General features: G+C 73.5%; 18 protein-coding genes. 8 read left to right on the forward strand and 10 right to left on the reverse strand.

Annotated elements, in window-relative coordinates:
• Positions 1-17: 17 nt before the first annotated feature.
• Positions 18-1235, reverse strand: coding sequence for a S8 family peptidase (locus ACQUQD_RS32180; RefSeq protein ID WP_428955679.1), 1218 nt, complete (start codon positions 1233-1235; stop codon positions 18-20).
• A gap of 288 nt (positions 1236-1523) precedes the next feature.
• Here ACQUQD_RS32180 and ACQUQD_RS32185 point away from each other — a divergent pair, with 288 nt between their 5' ends.
• Positions 1524-2333: an SGNH/GDSL hydrolase family protein gene (locus ACQUQD_RS32185; RefSeq protein ID WP_428955680.1), complete on the forward strand. Its 810-nt coding sequence runs from the start codon at positions 1524-1526 to the stop codon at positions 2331-2333.
• 16 nt (positions 2334-2349) lie between these two features.
• Here ACQUQD_RS32185 and ACQUQD_RS32190 read toward each other — a convergent pair whose 3' ends face one another.
• From ACQUQD_RS32190 to ACQUQD_RS32205, 4 genes are all read right to left on the reverse strand, one after another.
• On the reverse strand, positions 2350-4062 hold the full coding sequence (locus ACQUQD_RS32190) for a serine/threonine-protein kinase (RefSeq protein WP_428955681.1): 1713 nt from the start codon (positions 4060-4062) through the stop codon (positions 2350-2352).
• A 31-nt stretch (positions 4063-4093) separates the two neighbouring features.
• Positions 4094-5566 carry a nickel transporter gene (locus ACQUQD_RS32195; protein ID WP_428955682.1) on the reverse strand — a complete coding sequence of 491 codons (1473 nt, stop codon included), beginning with the start codon at positions 5564-5566 and terminating at the stop codon, positions 4094-4096.
• The gene (locus tag ACQUQD_RS32200) at positions 5566-6873 is read right to left on the reverse strand and encodes a hypothetical protein (RefSeq protein WP_428955683.1); all 1308 of its coding nucleotides are present in this window, start codon (positions 6871-6873) and stop codon (positions 5566-5568) included. The genes ACQUQD_RS32195 and ACQUQD_RS32200 overlap by 1 nt, the downstream gene beginning before the upstream one ends.
• Positions 6874-6961: 88 nt before the next feature.
• The gene (locus tag ACQUQD_RS32205; RefSeq protein ID WP_428955684.1) at positions 6962-8500 is read right to left on the reverse strand and encodes a DUF4331 domain-containing protein; all 1539 of its coding nucleotides are present in this window, start codon (positions 8498-8500) and stop codon (positions 6962-6964) included.
• Between the two features lie 181 nt (positions 8501-8681).
• On the opposite strand from ACQUQD_RS32205, the gene ACQUQD_RS32210 reads away from it, so the two are divergent.
• The 4 genes from ACQUQD_RS32210 to ACQUQD_RS32225 all read left to right on the forward strand — a co-directional run bounded on the left by ACQUQD_RS32210 (position 8682) and on the right by ACQUQD_RS32225 (position 12396).
• Positions 8682-9239, forward strand: a complete 558-nt coding sequence (locus ACQUQD_RS32210; protein WP_428955685.1) for a sigma-70 family RNA polymerase sigma factor — start codon at positions 8682-8684, stop codon at positions 9237-9239.
• Complete coding sequence (locus ACQUQD_RS32215; protein WP_428955686.1) at positions 9236-9982, forward strand: anti-sigma factor domain-containing protein; 747 nt, start codon at positions 9236-9238, stop codon at positions 9980-9982. Before ACQUQD_RS32210 ends, ACQUQD_RS32215 begins: the two co-directional genes overlap by 4 nt.
• A gap of 126 nt (positions 9983-10108) precedes the next feature.
• On the forward strand, positions 10109-10378 hold the full coding sequence (locus tag ACQUQD_RS32220; protein WP_428955687.1) for a hypothetical protein: 270 nt from the start codon (positions 10109-10111) through the stop codon (positions 10376-10378).
• 278 nt (positions 10379-10656) lie between these two features.
• Positions 10657-12396 carry an amidohydrolase gene (locus ACQUQD_RS32225; RefSeq protein ID WP_428955688.1) on the forward strand — a complete coding sequence of 580 codons (1740 nt, stop codon included), beginning with the start codon at positions 10657-10659 and terminating at the stop codon, positions 12394-12396.
• A gap of 16 nt (positions 12397-12412) precedes the next feature.
• Here the strand turns inward: ACQUQD_RS32225 and ACQUQD_RS32230 are convergent, their stop codons facing one another.
• On the reverse strand, positions 12413-13198 hold the full coding sequence (locus tag ACQUQD_RS32230; RefSeq protein ID WP_428955689.1) for an ABC transporter permease: 786 nt from the start codon (positions 13196-13198) through the stop codon (positions 12413-12415).
• A complete protein-coding gene (locus tag ACQUQD_RS32235) occupies positions 13195-14166 on the reverse strand; it encodes an ATP-binding cassette domain-containing protein (protein ID WP_428955690.1) in 972 nt (323 codons plus the stop codon). Before ACQUQD_RS32235 ends, ACQUQD_RS32230 begins: the two co-directional genes overlap by 4 nt.
• 63 nt (positions 14167-14229) lie before the next feature.
• Here ACQUQD_RS32235 and ACQUQD_RS32240 point away from each other — a divergent pair, with 63 nt between their 5' ends.
• Entirely contained in the window at positions 14230-14955 is a 726-nt protein-coding gene (locus ACQUQD_RS32240; protein WP_428955691.1) for a TetR/AcrR family transcriptional regulator, read from the forward strand.
• 48 nt (positions 14956-15003) lie between these two features.
• Here the strand turns inward: ACQUQD_RS32240 and ACQUQD_RS32245 are convergent, their stop codons facing one another.
• The 3 genes from ACQUQD_RS32245 to hmgA form a co-directional block, all read right to left on the reverse strand.
• Positions 15004-16218, reverse strand: a complete 1215-nt coding sequence (locus tag ACQUQD_RS32245; protein ID WP_428955692.1) for a type ISP restriction/modification enzyme — start codon at positions 16216-16218, stop codon at positions 15004-15006.
• A gap of 22 nt (positions 16219-16240) precedes the next feature.
• The gene (locus ACQUQD_RS32250; protein WP_428955693.1) at positions 16241-16990 is read right to left on the reverse strand and encodes a GntR family transcriptional regulator; all 750 of its coding nucleotides are present in this window, start codon (positions 16988-16990) and stop codon (positions 16241-16243) included.
• A 123-nt stretch (positions 16991-17113) separates the two neighbouring features.
• On the reverse strand, positions 17114-18436 hold the full coding sequence (hmgA, locus tag ACQUQD_RS32255) for a homogentisate 1,2-dioxygenase (RefSeq protein ID WP_428955694.1): 1323 nt from the start codon (positions 18434-18436) through the stop codon (positions 17114-17116).
• 130 nt (positions 18437-18566) lie between these two features.
• On the opposite strand from hmgA, the gene ACQUQD_RS32260 reads away from it, so the two are divergent.
• Entirely contained in the window at positions 18567-19100 is a 534-nt protein-coding gene (locus ACQUQD_RS32260) for a hypothetical protein (RefSeq protein WP_428955695.1), read from the forward strand.
• 10 nt (positions 19101-19110) lie between these two features.
• Positions 19111-19719: a TetR family transcriptional regulator gene (locus tag ACQUQD_RS32265; protein WP_428955696.1), complete on the forward strand. Its 609-nt coding sequence runs from the start codon at positions 19111-19113 to the stop codon at positions 19717-19719.
• Positions 19720-19756: the final 37 nt, after the last annotated feature.

The following is a 19756-nucleotide window of genomic DNA, read 5'->3' on the forward strand; positions in this document are numbered from 1 at the left end:
CGGATCCTCAGCCGCGACTACTGGACGATCTTCAGCAGCTTGTTCGGCGATCCGGAGCCCGGGCTGGTGACGACGCCCGAGGTGGCGCCGTTCACCAGCGCCGCGGCGACCTGGGCGGGCGTGGCACTGGTGTGGCCCGCCAGATAGACCGCGGCCGCGCCCGCGACGTGCGGTGTGGCCATCGACGTGCCGGAGATGGTGTTGGTCGCGGTGTCGCTGGTGTTCCAGCCCGCGGTGATCGAGACGCCGGGCGCGAACAGGTCGAGCACGGAGCCGTAGTTGGACCACGAGGCCTTCGCGTCGGTGTTGCTCGTGGCACCGACGGTGATGGCCTCGGTGACGCGGGCGGGCGACGAGGTGGACGCGTTGGCACCGGAGTTGCCGGCCGCGATCGCGTACGTGACGCCACTGGCGATGGAGTTGCGCACCGCCGTGTCGAGGGTGGTGCTGGTGCCGCCGCCGAGCGACAGATTGGCGACGGACGGTCCGCTGTGGTTCTTGGTGACCCAGTCGATGCCGGCGATGACGCCCGCGGTCGTGCCCGATCCGTTGTTGTCGAGCACGCGCACCGCCACGATCTTCGCCTTCTTGGCGACGCCGTAGGTGGTGCCCGCGATGGTGGTGGCCACATGGGTGCCGTGGCCGTTGCCGTCCTGGGCGACGTTGTCCCCGTCGACGGCGTCGTAGCCGTTCGAGGCGCGCCCGCTGATCTGGGAGTGCGTGATCCGTACGCCCGTGTCGATGACGTACGCCGTCACGCCGCTGCCCGCCGAGTCCGGGTAGGTGTACGTGCCGGACAGCGGCAGGGCGCTCTGGTCGATGCGGTCCAGGCCCCAGGGCGCGCCGGACTGGGTGGCGTCCACGTGCACGCGCTGGTTCTGCTCGACGGAGGCGACGGCCGGGTCGGCCGCGAGTCTGCCGGCCTCGGCCGCCGACAGACCGCTGACGGAGTAGCCGTTGAGGGCGGTGCGGAAGGTCTTCCTCACCGTGCCGCCGTACCCGGATATCAGGTCCTTGCCGTCGGCCGAGGCCGCCGTGACGCCGGCCGGGCTCTGCGCGGGCTTGCGAAGCGTGACGATGTAGCTGCCCTTGACCGCCTCGGCGGAGCCCGCCGTGAGGACCTTGCCCGTGGCCGGGGCGGCGGCCTGGGCGGGCAGGGCGGTCAGCGAGCCGAGCAGGCCGACGGCCGCCGCGGTGGAAGCGGCCGCGGTCACGAGTGCTTTGGAGAGTGCCATTACGAGGGAGTCCTCCTCATGGGCGGCGCGCGCCGGGCGACCGGCGCACGTCAGTGGGGGGTGCGCGCTGGGTGGCGCGCACGGGCCGTGGGAGTGCGGTGTTCCGTTCCCGGCCCGATCAGCAGACTCCCGGTGTCTACGGGCGTAGCTCAAGGAAATTGAGGGTATGTCATAACCCTGACATGTACCTGCAATTGAACGATCGACGAATGTCCGTCAAAGGTACTTCCCGGTAACTGTGTGACGTGCTACCACAGTTGTGGCAGAAATCCTGCTAAGGGAGGTTCCATGAGACGTTTCCGACTTGCGGCATACGTGACCTCGTTCCTCTTCGCCGCGACCGCCGCCCTCACCGGGGCGACGGCCGCGCAGGCGGCCGGAAGTGCCGCCGCCACCGGCTATGTGGCCCTCGGTGACTCGTACTCCTCCGGGGTCGGGTCCGGCAGTTACGACAGCGGCAGCGGCGACTGCAAACGCTCCACCAAGGCGTATCCGGCCCTGTGGGCGGCGGCCCACTCACCCTCCAGCTTCAACTTCACCGCGTGCTCGGGCGCTCGTACGGGTGATGTTCTCTCCGGTCAGCTCGGCCCGCTCGGCTCCGGCACCGGCCTCGTCTCCATCAGCATCGGAGGCAACGACGCCGGTTTCGCCGACGTCATGACGACCTGTGTCCTGCAGTCCGAGTCCACCTGCATCAACCGCGTCAACCAGGCGCGCTCGTACGTCACGTCGACCCTGCCCGGCAACCTCGACAAGGTGTACTCGGCGATCACCGCGAAGGCCCCGGCCGCCCACGTGGTGGTGCTCGGCTACCCCCGCTTCTACAAGCTCGGCGGGTCCTGCATCGCGGGCCTGTCCGAGGCGGAGCGCTCGGCGATCAACTCGGCCGCCGACCTGCTCAACTCCACCACCGCCAAGCGCGCCGCCGACCACGGCTTCACCTTCGGCGACGTGGCCGCCAAATTCAGCGGCCACGAGATCTGCTCCGGCAGCTCCTGGCTGCACAGCGTGAACTGGACGAACATCGGCGAGTCCTACCACCCGACCGCCGCGGGACAGTCGGGCGGCTACCTGCCCGTGCTCACGTCCGCTGCCTGAGATCCGTGCGCGCGCCCTAGTAACCGGGTGAACCGGTGGTGGCTCCGGTCGACGGGGTCACCACCTCACAAGTGACGGAATAGGCAACATAGTTGGAGGTGGCGGCGACCGGGCTGCGTACCTCGACGCCGATCTGGTTGCGCAGCGTCCCGCCCACCTCGTACGCCGTCTCCGTGGTGTCGACCGTACGGCTCCGCGCGTCGCCCGAGCCGAGACGCAAGGTCTTCCAGCCCGGCTCCGACGGCTCCCCGCTCTTCGTGACCCACCGGTACTCGACCACGGCCGGAGTGCGCCCCACCGTGATCGTCGCCGCGAACGCCGGTGCCTGCGCCGCCGGTGGCGGACACGCCCCGGAGTAGCTGTCCCGCACCGCGCTGACGCTGACCCGCACGGACTGGGCCGGGGTCGTGGTGTGCCCGCCCCCGCTCGCACCGCTCCCGCTCGAACTGCTCCCGCCGGAACCGCTGGTGCCGCCCCCCGAGCCGCCGCTGCCGTCGGCGGAACCGGAGCTGCCGCCGCCCGAGCCGCCGCCGGAGCTCCCGCCGCCCGAGCCGCCGCCGGAGCTCCCGCCGCCGCTCGAACCGCCCCCGCCGGAGCCGCCGCTGCCGCCCCCGTCCGACGTGCCCCCGCCGGTCCCTCCGCCGCCGTCGTCCCGGTTGACCAGCGCGTACGTGAGGCCGCCGATGGCGAGCAGCAGGACCACGATGCCGGACATGAGGGCGAGCGAGGCGCGCCGCGCGGAGCGCTGAGCCGTGTCGGCGGTGTCCGTCGTCGCGGTGGTCGCCGCCCCGGCGCCGAGCGGCGCCGCGACCGGCCCGGGCGGCGGGAGCGTCGGCCGCCGCAGCGAGGTCACCGTCGGCATGCCCGCCGTGGGCGACGCCTGCACCGGGCCCCCGCGCAGGGTCCCGCCCGCGCCGATGACCCGCAGGTCGCGCTCCGCGTCCGCCGCGGAGGTCCGCTCGGCCGGATCCTTGCGCAGCAGGCCCTCGATGACCGGCGTGAGCGCCCCCGCCCGGCGCGGCGGCGGCAGTTCCTCGTCGACGACCGCCCGCAGTGTGCTCAGCGGTGTGTCCTGCCGGAACGGCGAATGCCCCTCCACGGCCGCGTACAGCAGCACCCCCAGGGACCACAGGTCGGACTCGGGGCCCGGGGTACGCCCCAACGCCCGCTCCGGAGCGAGGAATTCGGGCGATCCGATGACCTCCCCGGTCATGGTCAGGGCCTGGGTGCCCTCGACCATGGCGATGCCGAAGTCGGTGAGCACGATCCGGCCGTCGTTCGACAGCAGGACGTTCCCGGGCTTCACGTCGCGGTGCAGCACGCCCGCGTCGTGCGCGGCGCGCAGCGCGGCCAGGACCTCGGCGCCGATGTGCGCGGCGCGCTGCGGGGACACGGGACCCTCGGCGTCGAGCTGGTCGGCGAGCGAGACCCCGCGCACCAGCTCCATGACGATCCACGGCCGGCCGTCCTCGGTGGCGACGTCGTACAGCGTCACCACGTTCCGGTGCGCGACACGGGCGGCGGCCCACGCCTCCCGTTCCAGCCGCGCGTACATCCGCTCGACATCGGCCGTCGGCAGCCCGTGCGGGGCCCGCACCTCCTTCACGGCGACCTCGCGCCCGAGCACCTCGTCGCGGGCCCGCCACACGGTGCCCATCCCGCCCTCGCCGAGCGGGTCGAACAGCCGGTACCGCCCCGCGACCACACGCTCACCCACGGGTGCCCCCATTCGCGGCAAGACAAGTCTGAACAAAAGTAGCTCAACCGAGCGCCGTTGCAGCCCCCTTGAAGACCAATCCGCACCCGAGGGCGAGGACGACACACGCCGAGCCGAAGGGCACGAGGCGCTGCGCCGCCCGACGGGTGCGTGTGCGGGTCCCAGCGATCCTGCGGGCCGCGAACGCCCCCGCCCGCACGACGACGAACCCGGCCGCGGTCAGCGTGACCGCGAGCCCGGCCCCGTACGCGACCACGAGCAGCAGCCCGAACCAGGCCTGCCCCAGCGCGGCGGCGCCGACCAGTACGACGACGGCGGACGGGCTGGGGACGAGACCACCGGCGAAGCCGAGGAAGAGCGCGCCGCGCAGGCCGGGCCCCGAGGGGTGGTGGTGCGCATGGCCGTGATCATGGTCATGGTGGTGACCGTGCGGGTGTGAAGGGCCGTGCGGACGGCTCCTGTTGCGCCAGGCCCTGCGGACGAGCGTCACGCCCGCCGCCGACACCAGGACGCCGCTGGCGACACCGAGCCAGGCCACGACGGACGGTGCCGCCGCCGAGCCGCCGACGACCAGGGCGCCGAGGGCGACCACGCCGAGGGTGTGCGTCACCGTGACCGAGGCGGCCAGCGGGAGGACGTCGCGCAGCCGGGCCCGGCCGCGGGCGGCCGCCGTCGCCGCCATCAGGGTCTTGCCGTGGCCCGGTGCCAGCGCGTGCAGGGCGCCCAGCACGAGGGCGGCGGCCAGCGCGAGCGCGGCGAACCCCGGAGTGAGGTCGTGGCGGGCGACGAGCCCGGTCAGCGCGCTCGTCCACCGGTCGGCGCCGCGTGGCAGCACGTTCGTCGCCGCGGGCCCGTCCGGTCCGCCGTCGCGCAGTGCCGGTCCACCGGGGGTGACGCGCAGCGCGGCCGCGGTGGTCCGCGGCGGCGAGTTCAGCAGGTCCCGCGGGTAGCGGGTGAGGCGCTGCGAGACGGAGACGCGGGGGACGTCGCTGCGGCTGAGGGTGGTGCGGTCGCCGCGGGCGGTGATCTCGTGCCAGCCGGGACCCGGCCGCGGCGGCGCTCGGAAGGAGACGGCCGTGGCGTCCCGGTCCCGGGGCAGCGGGGCGGTCGCCTCGCACTCCACGCGGAGGGTGCGCAGGCCGGCCTGGCCGGGGCGGTACGTGGCGCGGCTGGAGCGCAGCGCGACGGGCGTGCGGCTGCCGTCGACGCGGAGGCGGGTGTCCCGGACCGCGGCCAGACACCGTTCCCGGGCCCAACTCGCCGTTCCCGAGCGCTCGATGGCCGGTCCGGCCTGCGTCGCGGGGATCTCGGCGAGGTCCTCGACGTGGCTGACGCGGAGCCGGCCGGGGGCCGTGACGAGGCCGTCGTACGTATTGGTGGTGAAGTTCCCGAGGGGGTGGGCGTGCGCCTCGGGGGCGGCGGGGAGCAGCAGGAGGAGGGTGAGGGCGGCGACGAGGGTGAGGGCGGCCCACCCCGGCGGACGCCTCCTTCGGCCCCCAGGCGGGAGCGACGACATCACGACGCACCCCGCAGCAGACGACGCGCCTCGACGGCCCCCACCGGCGAGAACCCGGGGTTCAGCCGCACCGCACGGCCCAGCCACTCCCGCCGCTCCGCACCCCGCGCGACCACGCCGCGGTGGTAGAAGAAGGACGCCTCGCGGAACCCGGTCCGCGTGGCGATGCGGGCGTAGCGCAGGGCCTCGCCGTCCCGCCCGTTCACATGCAGCGCCCACGCCAGCGCGTCCGCCGTGTGCACGGTGTGCCGCCGGTCCCACTCGGCCCGCGCGGCCCGCAGCGCGGCGGCCCGGTCCCCGTGGTCCGCCGCGGCGAGCGCCGTGTCGAGGTCGACGTCCACGCCGTTGGCCCGGGCCAGCCCGGTCCACGCCGACACCAGCGCGTACTGCTCCCGGGCCGACGCCCTCTCGCCCCGCGCCTCGTACAGTTCGCCGAGCGCGACCAGCGGGCCCGGCAGCGGGTACCGCGCCACCACGTCCCGCAGGTCCCGCACCGCGCCGGCCGTGTCACCCCGCCCGGCCCGCGCCCGCGCCCGGCACTCCAGCGCCGCCACGTACCCCGGGTCCGCGCGCAAGGCCCGACCGCACTGGCGCAGCGCCGTGCCGGTGTCGCCCTGGCGCCAGGCGAGCTGACCCAGGGAGGTCGCGACGTACGCGACATCGCCGGGCGCCGTCGCCCCGGCGAGGGCCCGCTCCAGCGCGCGCCGCGCCCCGGCCACGTCGCCGCGCAGTTCGCGTACGTAGGAGAAGCGGGTGAGGACGGGGACCCCGGGCCGCCGCGCGTCCGCCTCGTCCGCGGCATGCTCCGCCTCCGCGTACCGGCCCAGCTCGACGAGCGCGTCGATCCGGGTGGACAGGGCGCGCTCGCCGTACGGATTCACGGCGAGCGCCCGGCGGGACTCGCGCAGCGCCCCCTGGAAGTCGTGCCGGGCCGCGGCGAGGGCGGCGCGTCCGGCGAGGGCGGCGTCGTTGTCGTCGCGGCGCAGCTTCAGGGAGCGGGCCAGGGCCCGGTCCGCCTCCGCGTACCGCGACGGGTCGCCCTGGGTGCGGGCCTGTTCGACGTACGCCGTGCCCAGGGCCGCCCATCCGGCGAAGTCCCGGGGCTGGGAGCGCAGCCGGGCCTGCAACGCGCGCACGCCCTCGTCGAGTCCGCCGGTGCCGAGGCCCGGCAGCGGTGCGGCGGGCGCGACGGCGGCGGGCGCGGAGGGCTGTCCGCCGCTCCCGCCGATCGCCACCGCGCCCCCGGTGAGCGCGAGCGCCAGCGCGCACGCGGCGACGGCGGTGCGTCCTGACAAGCGCGGAGCCATGGACCGAGCCTTTCTGTGTGATCCGCGAAGGAGGGGAAGACGCGGCCCGCGGGGGGACCTCACACGGACCGCGCCGTATGTGGAGGGGTCAGCCGGCGGTGCGCCGCCGCCCCCGTGCCCGCCACCACGCGAGCCCGAGCCCGACGAGCAGCACGCCCGCGACCCCGGCCGCGGCCGACGCGAGCACCAGGGTGCCGTCGTCGTCGGACGTCGAAGTCCCGCTCAGGGCACCGCCGTTGAGGGCGCTGCGGCCCGTCTCGTCGCCGCTGCGCCGCGTGGCCAGCGGGCCGCGCGACCCGGATGCGGGCAGTGCCACGTACGGGAAGGAGTCGCCGAACTTCCGGTCGTTGGTGTTCACCGCGTCGCCCAGGTCGTTCTTGTTCCCGAGGAGTTCGCCCTCGACGGCCTGCAGTTCGATGTCGACGACGTCGTCGGTGAGCCGGCGCCCGTTCGGGAACCCTGCGTTGTCCCCGTCGAGCACACCGAGCCGCTTGGGCGAACTCGCCGGTTCGACAGATGTGTTGAGCCGGAGCATCTCGGCGGGCCGCACGCCCGGCGGCTGCGTCAGGCCCTTCACGCCGGTGAGGAACACCGACACCAGGTCGTCGCGGGGCTCGGCCGGGGCCTTCAGCTTGTAGACGGACTCCAGGAGCCTCGGCAGCTCGGGCTTGGTGACGTAGGGCAGGAAGTCCGCGTCGTTCCACGGGTGCGAGGCGTTGAACTCGTCCTTGTCCTTCTGCGGGATCACCAGCTCGTTGACCAGCGGCGAGCCGAGCCGGGACACCTGGGTCCAGCCGCCCTTCGCGTTCTTGCGCTGGGTCGTCGACCAGACGCCGATGACCGGCTGCCGCGCCGACTGCCGCAGGGACGCCGTCGGGACCTGGAGCGCGATCGTGTTGACGTTGTAGCCGGCGAGGGTGTCGCGGCCGACCTCCGACAGATTGCCGCCGTAGAGCAGGTCGAACACCCGCAGGTCGAGGAAGAAGGGGTCGTCGGCCTGCCCGGCGAACGCGGTGCCGCCGCCCTTGACCGGGCGTATCGCCTGGTCGCGCAGCGTCTTGTAGTCCGGCATCGAGGCCTTGCCCACGTTCGACGGCGCGACCGGCACGTCGTGCGCGACCCTCGAAGTGGACACCACCTTCTGGTCCTTGAGCTTCAGGAGGTCGATGGCGTAGGTCTGCGTGACGTTGAGGTCCGGGTCGTCGAGGCCGGTGACCGGGCCCGTGTTGTAGAGGAACGTGTCGCCGTTCTTCGTCCGGGTGTCGAACGTCCAGCGGTAGATCAGATCGCCCTGCCCGTCGCCGTCGCTGTCGATGTGGATGTCGTGCTGGGACTCCTCGGCGAACGGATAGAAGTTCGGTCCGCCCGCGGGTTCCTCGAACGGCAGCCAGTTCGCGACGAGCGTCGTCGTGTCCGGCCTGTCGGGGCTGACGAACGCGTACACGTCCGTGTTGTCGTGCTGCGGGTCCCCCGAGATCAACGGGGCCTCCCGGTGACTGGAGGCGTGGGCCGTCCCGGGCCGCAGTGCGGTCGACCCGGCGGCCGCCAGCCCCCCTGCGGCCAGGGCGCCGGTGACGAGCGCGGCCAGGGAACGAACTCCCCGGCGATTCGCGGTAGTTGACTTCATCGCGTCCGATCCTCCGTACTCGGCGCCCGCACCGCGCGAGCCTCTCGACGGCCATTCGGGACCGGGGGCGCGACGGATTGGTCCGGGATTCCGGCGAGCCGCACCCATCCGCCCGTACCCCTGCCTCCGAACCACCTCCGGCGGCAGACTGTGTGCGCGGACGGGAACGATGGGGGACCGCATGGACGGGGTGGACACCACCGACGAACTGCTCGTCCGGGTCGGACGCGGCGACCACCGCGCCTTCGAGGAGCTGTACGAGAAGGTGTCGGGCCCCGTGTTCGGGCTCGTACGGCGGGTGCTGCGCGACCCCGCGCAGTCCGAGGAGGTGACGCAGGAGGTGCTCCTCGAACTGTGGCGCACCGCCGGCCGCTACGACCCCGCCCGCGGCGCCGCCCTCTCCTGGGTCCTCACGCTCGCCCACCGCAGGGCCGTCGACCGGGTGCGCAGCGTGCGCGCCGCGGGGGAGCGCGAGCAGCGCGTCGCCCGACGCGCGGACACCCCCGCCTTCGACCAGGTCGCCGAGGAGGTCGAGAGCCGCCTCGAGCGGGACTGGGTGCGCCGCTGCCTCGGCCGCCTCACCGACCTCCAGCGCCAGGCCGTCACCCTCGCCTACTACGACGGCTACACCTACACCGAGGTCGCCCGCCGTCTGTCCGTGCCGCTCGGCACCGTCAAGACCCGGATGCGCGACGGGCTGCTGCGCCTGCGCGCCTGCCTGGAAGGGGCCGCGGCGTGAGCCGCCCCTTCCGGCCGCGTGGCCTCCACTCACTGGCGGCCCCGTACGCCCTCGACGCGCTCGCCCCGCGCGAACTCGCCCGCTTCGAACGGCATCTGGCCCGCTGCGAGCCCTGCTCCGCCGAGGTGCGGGAGCACGCCGCCGGCGCCCTGCGGCTCGCCCGCGCGAGTGCGGCCCCGGCCCCGCCCGGCCTGCGCGACCGCGTCCTGGCCGCCGCACGCGTCCTGGAACAGGAACCGGCCCCCGCACGGTCGGCCCCGGTGGCCCGGCCGCGCCGCGCCCTCCTCGTGCCGCTCGCCGCGGGCGCCGCCGTTCTCGCGCTCGTCGCGGCGGCGCTGCTCGGGGCCGAACTGACCCGCACTCAGGACAGGCTCGACGCGGAGCGGTCCGCGGCACGTGAGATCGCCCACGTTCTCGCCGCGCCGGACGCCCGCGCGGCGCGCGCCGACGGGCTGTCCGTCGTCGCCTCGGCCGAGCGCCGCAGCGCCGTGATCACCGTCACGGATCCCCCCGCCCCGCCGCGCGGCAGCGACCACCAGCTCTGGCTGATGTCCGCCTCGGCACCGCCGCGTTCCCTCGCCGTGCTGCCCGACCAGGGCCCCGACACGCCCATGGTCGCCTCCGGCTTGACCTCGACGGCTTCCTCACTCGCTGTCACGACCGAGCCGGACGGCGGCTCCGCGCACCCCACAAGTGCCCCGCTTGTCCAACTCGCCCTGGAATCAGTCGGATTCGGAGAGTAACCATCAGGGGTACGTCAACCTCCCTACGGGGTAGGTGAATCCCCGGACCGGGATACACGAGTGTCGCGCTGGGGCGATAGGGTTAACCTGCCCGGGCCGGGTGCCCTCGTACGGGTGGGGAGTGACATGGAACAGATAACAGTGCGCAGCAGGCCTCGTGTGCCTGCGATCACCTGCGGGAGCAGCGCGACCAGTTCGCGGCTCGACCGCCATCTCTCGGTGCTCGGCGGCCCTGCCGTCCCGCAGCGCGAGACGGTCGAGGCGACGACACTGATGCGTGAGCTGACCGCGCGTGACACCGCGCACGAGCGCAGCGGCAGGGGCGCACGCGTGCGGCGGGTCTCGCTGTTCGCACCTCTGCGACGGCTGCGCCGCTCGCTGTTCGGCGGCCACTAGACCGGCCGCCCGTCCAGCAAGGGCTCAGGCCCGTATCCGACCTCCGCGCCGTCCGGCGTACCGCTGCGCATCTCCGCGACCGTCATCCCCACGGCATGCGGCGGGCGTCCCGGCGGGGGAGTCGGGTGCGGGCCTTTCCGGTTCCGTGCGGGGCTCGCGTGATCGCCGTAACACCCCTGTCATGCAAGGATGTTGACGGAGCAACTTCTGGGGTCCAGTGTGTCGCCTGATCGTCGATGGCCGATACAGCTACACCAACCTCACCCCCGGAGGTGCGCGTGTGTGACCTGCACGACCAGCACGAGCACAACACGGCGCTGATGGCGTCGGGCCCACAGCTCAGCCGGCGCCGCATCATGCAGCTGCTCGGCGCGGCCGGAGTGACCGCCGCCGCCATGACCGCCGAGGCCGACCCCGCGATGGCCGCGGCGTCCGAGAGCGCGGACGAGGCCCCCGCCGCGTACCGGGCGCCCGAAGGTCTCGCCGAGGACAGCCCGGGCAAGGCCGCCGCCCTCGCCTGGATCACCTCGAACACCTCCCGCATCACCGGACTGAATGCCGAGATCTGGGAGAACGCGGAGCTGTCGCTGCGCGAGTGGAAGTCGTCGATCGCCGAGGCGCAGTTCCTCGAACGGGCCGGATTCGACGTGCGGTTCGGGACGGCCGGCTTCCCGACGGCGTTCACCGCGACCTTCTCGTACGGCAGCGGCGGACCGGTCCTCGGCTTCAGCGGCGAGTACGACGCGCTGCCCGGCCTCTCCCAGAACAAGGGCGTCGGGCACCACGATCCGCGCGAGTACGTCCACGACCCCTTCGCCCCCGGCTACGGTCCGGGGCACGGCTGCGGGCACAGCGCGCTCGGCACGGCGGCGGCCGCCGCGGCCGCCGCCGTCGCCCAGGCGGCCAAGAAGCACAAGCTGCCGGTCACCGTGAAGTTCTTCGGCTCCACGGCCGAGGAGACCCTGATCGGCAAGACGTACGCGGTCAGCCGGGGCGTGTACAAGGGGCTCGACGCGTTCCTCGACTGGCACCCCTCCACGGCCAACGCCACGGGCTGGGGCACGACGACCGCCATGACCGCCGTGACCTTCACCTTCCTCGGTGTCGCGGGCCACGGCGGCACCCCGCTCGGCAACAAGTCGGCGCTCGACGCGGCCGTGATGATGGCGACGATGTCGGAGTTCCTGCGCGAGGAGAACCTCGCGCCGTCGGGCCGCCTGCACTGGGTCATCAACAACGGCGGCGACATCCCGAACGTGACCCCGGAGATCGCGGAGATCTCCTACTACGTCCGCGAGGGCAGCCCGGCCCGCGTCCAGGTCCTGCTGGACAAGGTCGTCGCCGTCGCCGAGGCCGCCGCCAAGGCCTCGCAGACCAAGGTGCAGCACCGGATCACCTCCGCGTGCTGGAACCAGCTGCCGTCCAAGTCCTTCGCCGAACTGCTGCACGAGAACATGCGGCAGATCGGACCGCCCGCATTCCCGGACGAGGCGCACACGCTGGCCAAGGAGCTGCAGGAGTCGCTCGGCCTGCCGCAGCAGGGCATGCACGCCAGGATCGGCGACCTCACCCCGCCCAACCCGGCCTTCCTCGGCGGCGGTTCGACCGATGTCGCCGACATCAGCTGGAACGTGCCGACCGTGTCGATGGGCGCGGCGCTCGCCCCGATCGGCACCAAGATGCACACCTGGTCCACCGCGTCCTGCGCCGCGGCCGCCCCGGGACAGGCGGCGGTCGTGGCCGCCGCCAAGTACCTGGCGGCGACGGCGATGGACCTGATCACCCAGCCCGCCCGGCTCAAGGCCGTCAAGGACGAGTTCAAGGAGCGGACCAAGGGCGTCGAGTGGAAGACGGCGCTGCCGGAGGGCTACGAGCCGCCCATGTACGAACCGCCGGCCTGGTTCCTGAAGAAGACCGGGCAGAAGTGGCCCCCGAACAACATCACCTGGCCGCCGCAGCGGGTCGTGTCGAAGGAGAAGTTCTCCTCGCTGGGGCCGGAACTGGCGCCCCAGACCTGAGGGGCCGATGTCCCGCTCACCGTTCGCCGCGTGCGTAGCGGCGGACGGCGAGCGGCACGCACAGCGCGAGCAGCACCGCGCACCAGGCGAGCGAACCGGCCACCGGGTGCGTCACCGGCCACGAGGCACCGTGCGGCACCGGTGCGTTGCCGAACAGATCGCGCACCGCCGTGCACACGGCGCTGATCGGGTTCCACTCGGCCAGCGTGCGCACCCAGCCGGGCATCCCGTCGGTCGGGATGTACGCGTTCGACAGCAGCGGCAGCATGAACGTCGCGCTGCCCAACTGGCCCGCCGCCTCCTCGCTCTGCGACGCGAGGCCGAGCAGGATCCCCACCCAGGTCGTCGCGAACCGGAAGAGCAGGAGCAGCCCGAACGCGGCCAGCGCGTCCGGCACCCCGCCCTCGATCCGCCACCCCATCGCGAGGCCGACGAGCACCAGCGGCACCAGCCCCACCGCGGTCGTCAGGAGATCGGCGACGGCCTGCCCGAGCGGCACCGCTGCCCGGCTCATCGGCAGCGTGCGGAACCGGTCCATCACGCCGCGGTGCGAGTCCTGCGCGGCCGTGAACATGCCGGTCATGATGCCGTTGGCCGCCGTCGCCACCAGCATGCCCGGCACCAGGAAGGCCCGGTAGTCGGCGCCCGGCATGGCCAGCGCGCTGCCGAAGACGTACCCGAAGAACAGCAGGAACACGATCGGCATCGTCTGCGTCATGATCAGGATCGCCGGGGCGTGCCGGACGCGCTGGAGATGGCGGCCCAGCATCGCCGTGCCGTCGTACAGGATCGCGGTGCTCATGCGGCGACCTCCCGGCTCTTGTGGTGGGTGCGGGTCAGGCGCAGGAACACCTCGTCCAGCGTCGGCGGGCGCAGGGTGACGTCCGTCAACGGGACGCCGGACGCGTCGAGTTCACGGACGACACGGGGGAGCGTGACGGCCGGGTCGAGGACGACCGCACCGACCGTGCGCCGCTCGGCGTCCAGCTCGGGCCGCGCTCCGGTGAGCTGGTCGAGGACCACGGCGGCGGCGTGCAGCGCCTGCTCGCCCGCGTCGTCCGGGACGACGACCTCCGCGTAGTGCCCGATCTGCGCCTTGAGTTCGGCCGGCGTGCCCGAGTGCGCGGCGCGGCCCTCGTCGATCAGCACGATCTCGTCCGCCAGTTGGTCGGCCTCCTCCAGGTACTGCGTGGTCAGCAGCACGGTCGTGCCCGCCCGGGCCAGCTCGCGCACCGCGTCCCAGATGGCGTTCCTGCTGTGCGGGTCGAGGCCGGTCGTCGGCTCGTCGAGGAAGAGGACCGTGGGCCGGGTGATGAGGCTCGACGCCAGGTCGAGGCGGCGGCGCATACCGCCGGAGTACGTGCGCGCCGGCCGGTCGGCGGCGTCGGCCAGGGCGAACCGCTCGATCAGCTCGTCGGCCCGGGACCGGGGCGCGCGCAGCAGCCGGGCGAACAGGCGCAGGTTCTCCCGGCCGGTCAGGTCCCCGTCGACCGACGCGTACTGCCCCGTGACCCCGATGCTCCGCCGGACGGCGTCCGGGGCGCGCGTGATGTCGTGCCCCGCGACACGCGCGGTGCCGGCGTCCGGGCCCAGCAGCGTGGCGAGCAGCCGGACCGCGGTCGTCTTCCCCGCCCCGTTCGGCCCGAGCAGACCGCACACCGTGCCCTCGCGCACCGCCAGATCGAGGCCACGCACCGCGTGCACGGCTTTGGCGCCTGAGCCGAAGCGCTTCTCCAGACCTTCACTAAGTACAGCGTACGTAGAAGTCATGGCCTCACCCTAGCGCACTACGTACGCCGTACGTAACTAGGATGGTTCGCGAGGTGATGATCAATGGCGGTCCGACCGGCCGTACCCGAGGTGATCTGGGCGCGCCCCGAGCGCACCGGACGAGGCCCCCGGCCCGCGCACAGCAGGGCCGACATCGCGGCCGCGGCCGTGCGCGTGGCCGACGCAGAGGGCATCGACGCGGTCTCCATGCGGAAGATCGCCGCCGAGCTCGACATGGGCACGATGTCGCTCTACAACTACGTGCCGCGCAAGGAGGACCTGTACGAGCTGATGGTCGACGCCGTCAGCGCGGAGTACACGTATCCGGAGCCGACCGGGGACTGGCGCGAGGACGTTCTGGGCCTGGCCCGGCAGGCCAGAGGGCTGATGCACCGGCATCCGTGGATGCCCCGGCTGATGTCGCCGGTGTACGGCTTCAGCCCGAACGCGCTCAGGTACCTGGAGTACTGCCTGTCCTGCCTGGACCCGCTGGAGCGGCCCTACGGAGCGAAGCTGGAGCTGATCGCCTCCGTGACGAGCGTGGTGACGACCTACGTCGCCAACGAGATCGCCACCGCCGAGCGCACCCGTTCACTGCCGTGGAGCGAGGAGCAGGAACAGGCGGTGCGGATCGCCTACTTGGGCGGTCAGGTGGCGTCCGGGCGCTATCCGCGGCTCGCGGCGGCCTTCGCGGAGGACGCCGGGCCGATCGATCTGGAGGCGGTGTTCGAGCGGGCGCTGCGGCGCACGCTGGACGGGTTCGTCGCGCCGCCGACGGAGGATGGCTGACCGGGGCGCCGCACGCCCGTGCGGCGGTGCCCCTCGCGGGCGCCCCTGTCAGAGCAGGGCGAACTGGCCCCCGGGGCCTTCCTCGGGGAGATCCAGGACCGACGCCGGGCGGCGTGCGCTCTCCGGCACCGGCAGGACGCGCGCCCGCCGCAGCTCGTCCGGGCCGATCAGATCCCCCAGGCCGGCCCGCAACTCGTCCTGCAGCGGGCCCAGTTGCGCCAGCAGGGCCAGCGCCGCGACGAGTTCGAGCAGCTCCGACGTCCACGGCTGCGGCCACGTCGCCGGGCGCACCGCCGCCAGGGTGCCGGGCTCGGCCGGCGCGGTGCGACGCGCGAACCACTGCTCCAGCACCCGGACCCCGCTGACGTGGAAGTCCCAGGCCGCGGCCGGGACCGGCGAGATGCGGCCGTCGCCGACGAGAAGGGCCTCCTCCTCGCGGTCGTAGAGCAGCTCGGCCGGGCGGGCCGGCAGCGGGGCGCGGACGTAGGGGCGGCGGCCGCCGGGCAGCTTGGGCCGGTCGGCGCCCACGCCGCGCCGGTGCAGCCACAGCGCGCGGCGGCCCAGTGCGACGCCCCGCGCCCAGACCTCCGGGTCGGCCGGCAGCGGCACCCGGCACCCCTTGGCGTCCCGATCGCCCGCCGCCAGCACCCAGGCCAACAGGTCCTCGGGGCGCACCTCTTGGCCGTACGTGCCCGACAGGTGCATGAGCAGACCCGGGGCGACGTTCGGCTCGGCGCCGCCGGGGCGGCGGTACAACGGGCGGATCCGGCCCGGCCGTCCGGCGGGGGAGCGGCCCTCGGGCAGGACGGCGCAGGCGATCACCGCGGGACCGCCGGCCTCGGGCACGTACCCCTGCTCCACGAGGAACAGCTGCCGCTCGTCCGCCACCCGCCACAGCTCGGGCCGGGCCGCGTCGATCAGCCGCTGGTCCGGGATCAGCCACTGCTCGTCGAACGGCCCGTGCAGCACCCGCACCGGCTCCGGGCACGCCCCCTCGGCGTGCGCCAGCGGCTCCGTCCCCGCGCGCTGACCGGGCAGTTGGGCGGCGGCCGTGTGCAGGGTCCGGGACCGCGACGGTTCGAGCAGCGCCTCGCGCCGGTCCTGGGGGGAGCGCACGAACGCGTCCCAACGGGCCTTCAGCGACGCGGCGTCCGGCGCGACGGGCCAGCCGCGGCCCAGGCGCAGGGGCGCCACGGACCACGGCATGAGGTCCGGGAGCGGCAAGGTGTCGAGGAGCGGCCCGTCGTTCGTCACGCCCGGCATGCTACGTCCCTCGCGCGCGAGGTCAGTGGGCGTCCAGCGTCACCGTGAACGAGAAGCGGTCCCCGCGGTAGTGGATGACCGCCACGTCGAGCACCTTCCCCTCCTCGTCGTAGGTGATGCCCGTGTAGTGCAGGATCGGACTGAGCAGCGGGACCTGGAGCAGCCGGGCCGTCTCCGGGTCCGCGAGGCGCGCCTCCACCGAGTCCGTGATCCGGCTGATCCGCACGCCGACCACGTCCCGCAGCACTTTCGTCATCGGCCAGCGCGCCAGATCCGCCACGTCGACCTGCTCGCCCAGCTCGGGCCGGATGTAGTTGCGGGCGTGGTTCGTGGGCTCGCCGGTCTTCTCGTCGCTGCGCAGCCGGTGGTACATCGCGACGGACCCGGTCCCGGGGAACAGCTCGGCGTACGCCACCGGAACCGGTGACGTGCCGTGCCCGAGCAGCTCCGTCGTCATCCCGGACTGCTGCGCCACGATCGCGTCGACGGAGCCCAGCAGGCGCACCGGCGCGCCCTGCTGGGCCGTCGGCTCGATGAACGTGCCGCGGCGCCGGTGCCGGGTGATCAGCCCCTCGTCCTCCAGCTCCTTCAGGGCCTGCCGCATGGTGAGGACGGACACCCCGTAGTGGCCCGCGAGTTGTTCCTCGGTGGGCAGCCGGAGCGGGTCCTGCGGTGACCGGCCGAGTATGGAGGCGCGCAGGGACTGCGACACCTGATACCAGAGCGGCAATTTGCGGTTCAGGACGATCGAGTCCGGGGCGAATGACGTCACGGGCTATCCGTATCGGTCGCGGGGCTGGGATGCAATGGCGGCCTGGGCGGGGGCGCCTTCTCGTCTGCCGTTTCCACCGGGCGGGCGGCTGCGGCGAAGCCGCAACCTTCCACGGCGAGCCGGTCACACCCTGAAATGGCGTTCCAGGCCCCGCCACACCTCGTCGTAGGCCCGCTGCAAGTGACCCGCTCCGGCCGCCTGGGCGGTGGCCATGATCGGCCAGCGTGTCTCGAACATGAACGCCAACCCGTCGTCCACCCGTTGCGGCACGAGCTCGGCGGCGCTCGCCCTGTCGAACGTCTCCCGGTCGGGGCCGTGCGCCGACATCATGTTGTGCAGCGAGCCACCGCCGGGCACGAAGCCCCCCTTTCCTGCGGTCTTCGCGTCGTAGGCGCCCTCGATGAGCCCCATGTACTCGCTCATCACGTTCCGGTGGAAGTACGGCGGCCGGAACGTGTCCTCGCCGACCAGCCAGCGCGGCGCGAAGACGACGAAGTCCACGCCCGCGAGTCCGGGGGTGTCCGACGGCGACGTGAGCACCGTGAAGATCGACGGGTCCGGGTGGTCGTAGGAGATCGTCCCGATGACGTTGAAGCGCCGCAGGTCGTACACGTACGGGACGTGGTTGCCGTGCCAGGCGACGACGTCGAGCGGGGAGTGGTCGTAGGTGGCCGTCCAGAGGTTGCCGCAGAACTTGTTGACGACCTCGACCGGGCCCTCGACCTCTTCGTACGCCGCGGTCGGCGCCCTGAAGTCCCGCGCGTTCGCCAGGCCGTTGGCGCCGATCGGGCCGAGGTCGGGGAGACGGAAGGGGGCGCCGTAGTTCTCGCAGACGTAGCCCCGGGCCGTGTCGCCGAGGAGCTCGACCCGAAAGCGCACCCCGCGCGGGATCAGCGCGACCTCGCCCGGCTCCGCCGCGAGCAGCCCGAACTCCGTGCGCAGCAGCAGTCCGCCGTGCTCCGGCACGATCAGCAGTTCCCCGTCGGCGTCGCTGAACACCCGGTCCGTCATGGAGGAATCGGCGTGGTAGAGGTGCACGGCCATGCCGGCGCGCTGCGTCACGTCGCCGTTGCCGCCCAGGGTCCACAGGCCGGCCAGCCAGTCCGTGCCGGGGGCGGGCGCGGGCAGCGGATTCCAGCGGCGCCGGTTCGGGTCGGCGACGGTCTCGGTGAACGGGGCGGAGCGCAGCGCGCCGTTGTCCGCGCGGGTGAACTCCGGGTGCGCCGCCGACGGGCGGATCCGGTACAGCCAGGAGCGGCGGTTGTGCGCGCGGGGCTCGGTGAAGGCGGTGCCGCTGAGCTGCTCCGCGTACAGGCCGAGCGGGGCGCGCTGCGGGGAGTTCCGCCCCTCGGGCAGGGCGCCCGGCACCGCTTCCGAGCCGTGCTCGTTCCCGAAACCGGACAGATAGGCCAGACCCTCGGCCGTCTTGCGTGCGTCCCCGCTCATCAGCGCTCCCTCGTCCCTGATTCCTATGCTCAACCGTAGGATTCGGCGGGACCCCGCGCAAGAAGTCCCTCCCAAGGCGTCCTCCTCGAGACGGATCCGCGAACGTGAGGGTTCCTCTACTGTCCTGAGCATGCCCAGACGCCCGCAGGCCCGCACAGTCGCCGTCCTCCTGACGTGCGCCCTGCTCGCCGGGCTCGCCGGATGCGGGGACGACGGCGAAGGGCCGCGGCGGATCGGCACGGTCCTCGACCGCACCGACGACCAGGGCCGCCGGTACCGGCAGGTCCCCGCGGAGGGCGCACCGGAGATCGGCATCGTCGTCCAGCCGGACGCGGCCCCGTCCGGCGGCTGGGACGTCCGGATCCGCGTACGCCACTTCCGCCTCAGCCCCCAGGACGCCCCGGCCGACGCCGTGCACGGCCGTGGCTACGTCCAGCTCTATCTCGACGGCAAGCGCCTCGCCCGGCTCCGCGCCGCCGGCTACCGGCTGCCCGGCGGCCGCGTCACGCGCGGCACGCACCACCTCACCGCCCGCCTCTACGCCGACGACCACACGGTCTGGGCCGTCGACGGCAGACCGGTCGAGGCCACCGCCGACCTCACCGCCTCCGGCGCCGAGACCACGTCCCCCGCGCAGGTCTCGCCCCTCGCCGGAAGGCCCTAGGCTGACCGCCATGCCCCACCCGACGCCCCTGCGGCGTACGCCCGTTCAGCAGCGCAGCGCCGAGCGGCTGAGCCGGATCCTCGACGCCTGTGCCGAGCTCCTCGACGAGGCGGGCTACGACGATCTCAGCACCCGGGCCGTCGCGACCCGCGCCGACGTCCCCATCGGCTCCGTCTACCGCTTCTTCAGCAACAAGCGCGCCATGGTCGACGCGCTGGCCCAGCGCAACCTGGAGCGCTACGCCGAGCGCGTCGCCGAACGGCTCGCGGCCATCCCGGCCGACGACTGGCGCGGCGCCATGGACGCCGTCCTCGACGAGTACCTCGCCATGAAGCGCACCGCGCCCGGCTTCTCCCTCGTCGACTTCGGCACCCAGATCCCCGTCGGCGACCCCGACGCCGACCCCAATCAGCACGTCGCCGACACCCTCACCGACCTCCTCGCGCCTCATCTGGGCCGCACCCCCGACGCCGCCCTGCGCCGCACCTTCCTGGTCGCCGTGGAGTCCGCCGACGCGCTGGTCCGCCTCGCCTTCCGGACGGACCCGGCGGGCGACGAGGCGATCATCGGGGAGACGCGGGAGCTGCTCCGGGCCTATCTGGCGCGCGTGCTGGACTGAGGCCCGCCGCCCCGCCCGGCGAACGGTTCCGCCGACC

The organism is Streptomyces sp. cg35, assembly GCF_050410835.1.
Taxonomy (GTDB): Bacteria; Actinomycetota; Actinomycetes; order Streptomycetales; family Streptomycetaceae; genus Streptomyces.

Bases quoted from the DNA above. Each gene is read 5' to 3' on its own strand.
- ACQUQD_RS32180 (WP_428955679.1), bottom strand. From the start codon at position 1,235: ATGGCACTCTCCAAAGCACTCGTGACCGCGGCCGCTTCCACCGCGGCG.
- ACQUQD_RS32185 (WP_428955680.1), top strand. From the start codon at position 1,524: ATGAGACGTTTCCGACTTGCGGCATACGTGACCTCGTTCCTCTTCGCC.
- ACQUQD_RS32190 (WP_428955681.1), bottom strand. From the start codon at position 4,062: ATGGGGGCACCCGTGGGTGAGCGTGTGGTCGCGGGGCGGTACCGGCTG.
- ACQUQD_RS32195 (WP_428955682.1), bottom strand. From the start codon at position 5,566: ATGTCGTCGCTCCCGCCTGGGGGCCGAAGGAGGCGTCCGCCGGGGTGG.
- ACQUQD_RS32200 (WP_428955683.1), bottom strand. From the start codon at position 6,873: ATGGCTCCGCGCTTGTCAGGACGCACCGCCGTCGCCGCGTGCGCGCTG.
- ACQUQD_RS32205 (WP_428955684.1), bottom strand. From the start codon at position 8,500: ATGAAGTCAACTACCGCGAATCGCCGGGGAGTTCGTTCCCTGGCCGCG.
- ACQUQD_RS32210 (WP_428955685.1), top strand. From the start codon at position 8,682: ATGGACGGGGTGGACACCACCGACGAACTGCTCGTCCGGGTCGGACGC.
- ACQUQD_RS32220 (WP_428955687.1), top strand. From the start codon at position 10,109: ATGGAACAGATAACAGTGCGCAGCAGGCCTCGTGTGCCTGCGATCACC.
- ACQUQD_RS32230 (WP_428955689.1), bottom strand. From the start codon at position 13,198: ATGAGCACCGCGATCCTGTACGACGGCACGGCGATGCTGGGCCGCCAT.
- ACQUQD_RS32235 (WP_428955690.1), bottom strand. From the start codon at position 14,166: ATGACTTCTACGTACGCTGTACTTAGTGAAGGTCTGGAGAAGCGCTTC.
- ACQUQD_RS32240 (WP_428955691.1), top strand. From the start codon at position 14,230: ATGGCGGTCCGACCGGCCGTACCCGAGGTGATCTGGGCGCGCCCCGAG.
- ACQUQD_RS32245 (WP_428955692.1), bottom strand. From the start codon at position 16,218: ATGCCGGGCGTGACGAACGACGGGCCGCTCCTCGACACCTTGCCGCTC.
- hmgA (WP_428955694.1), bottom strand. From the start codon at position 18,436: ATGAGCGGGGACGCACGCAAGACGGCCGAGGGTCTGGCCTATCTGTCC.
- ACQUQD_RS32260 (WP_428955695.1), top strand. From the start codon at position 18,567: ATGCCCAGACGCCCGCAGGCCCGCACAGTCGCCGTCCTCCTGACGTGC.
- ACQUQD_RS32265 (WP_428955696.1), top strand. From the start codon at position 19,111: ATGCCCCACCCGACGCCCCTGCGGCGTACGCCCGTTCAGCAGCGCAGC.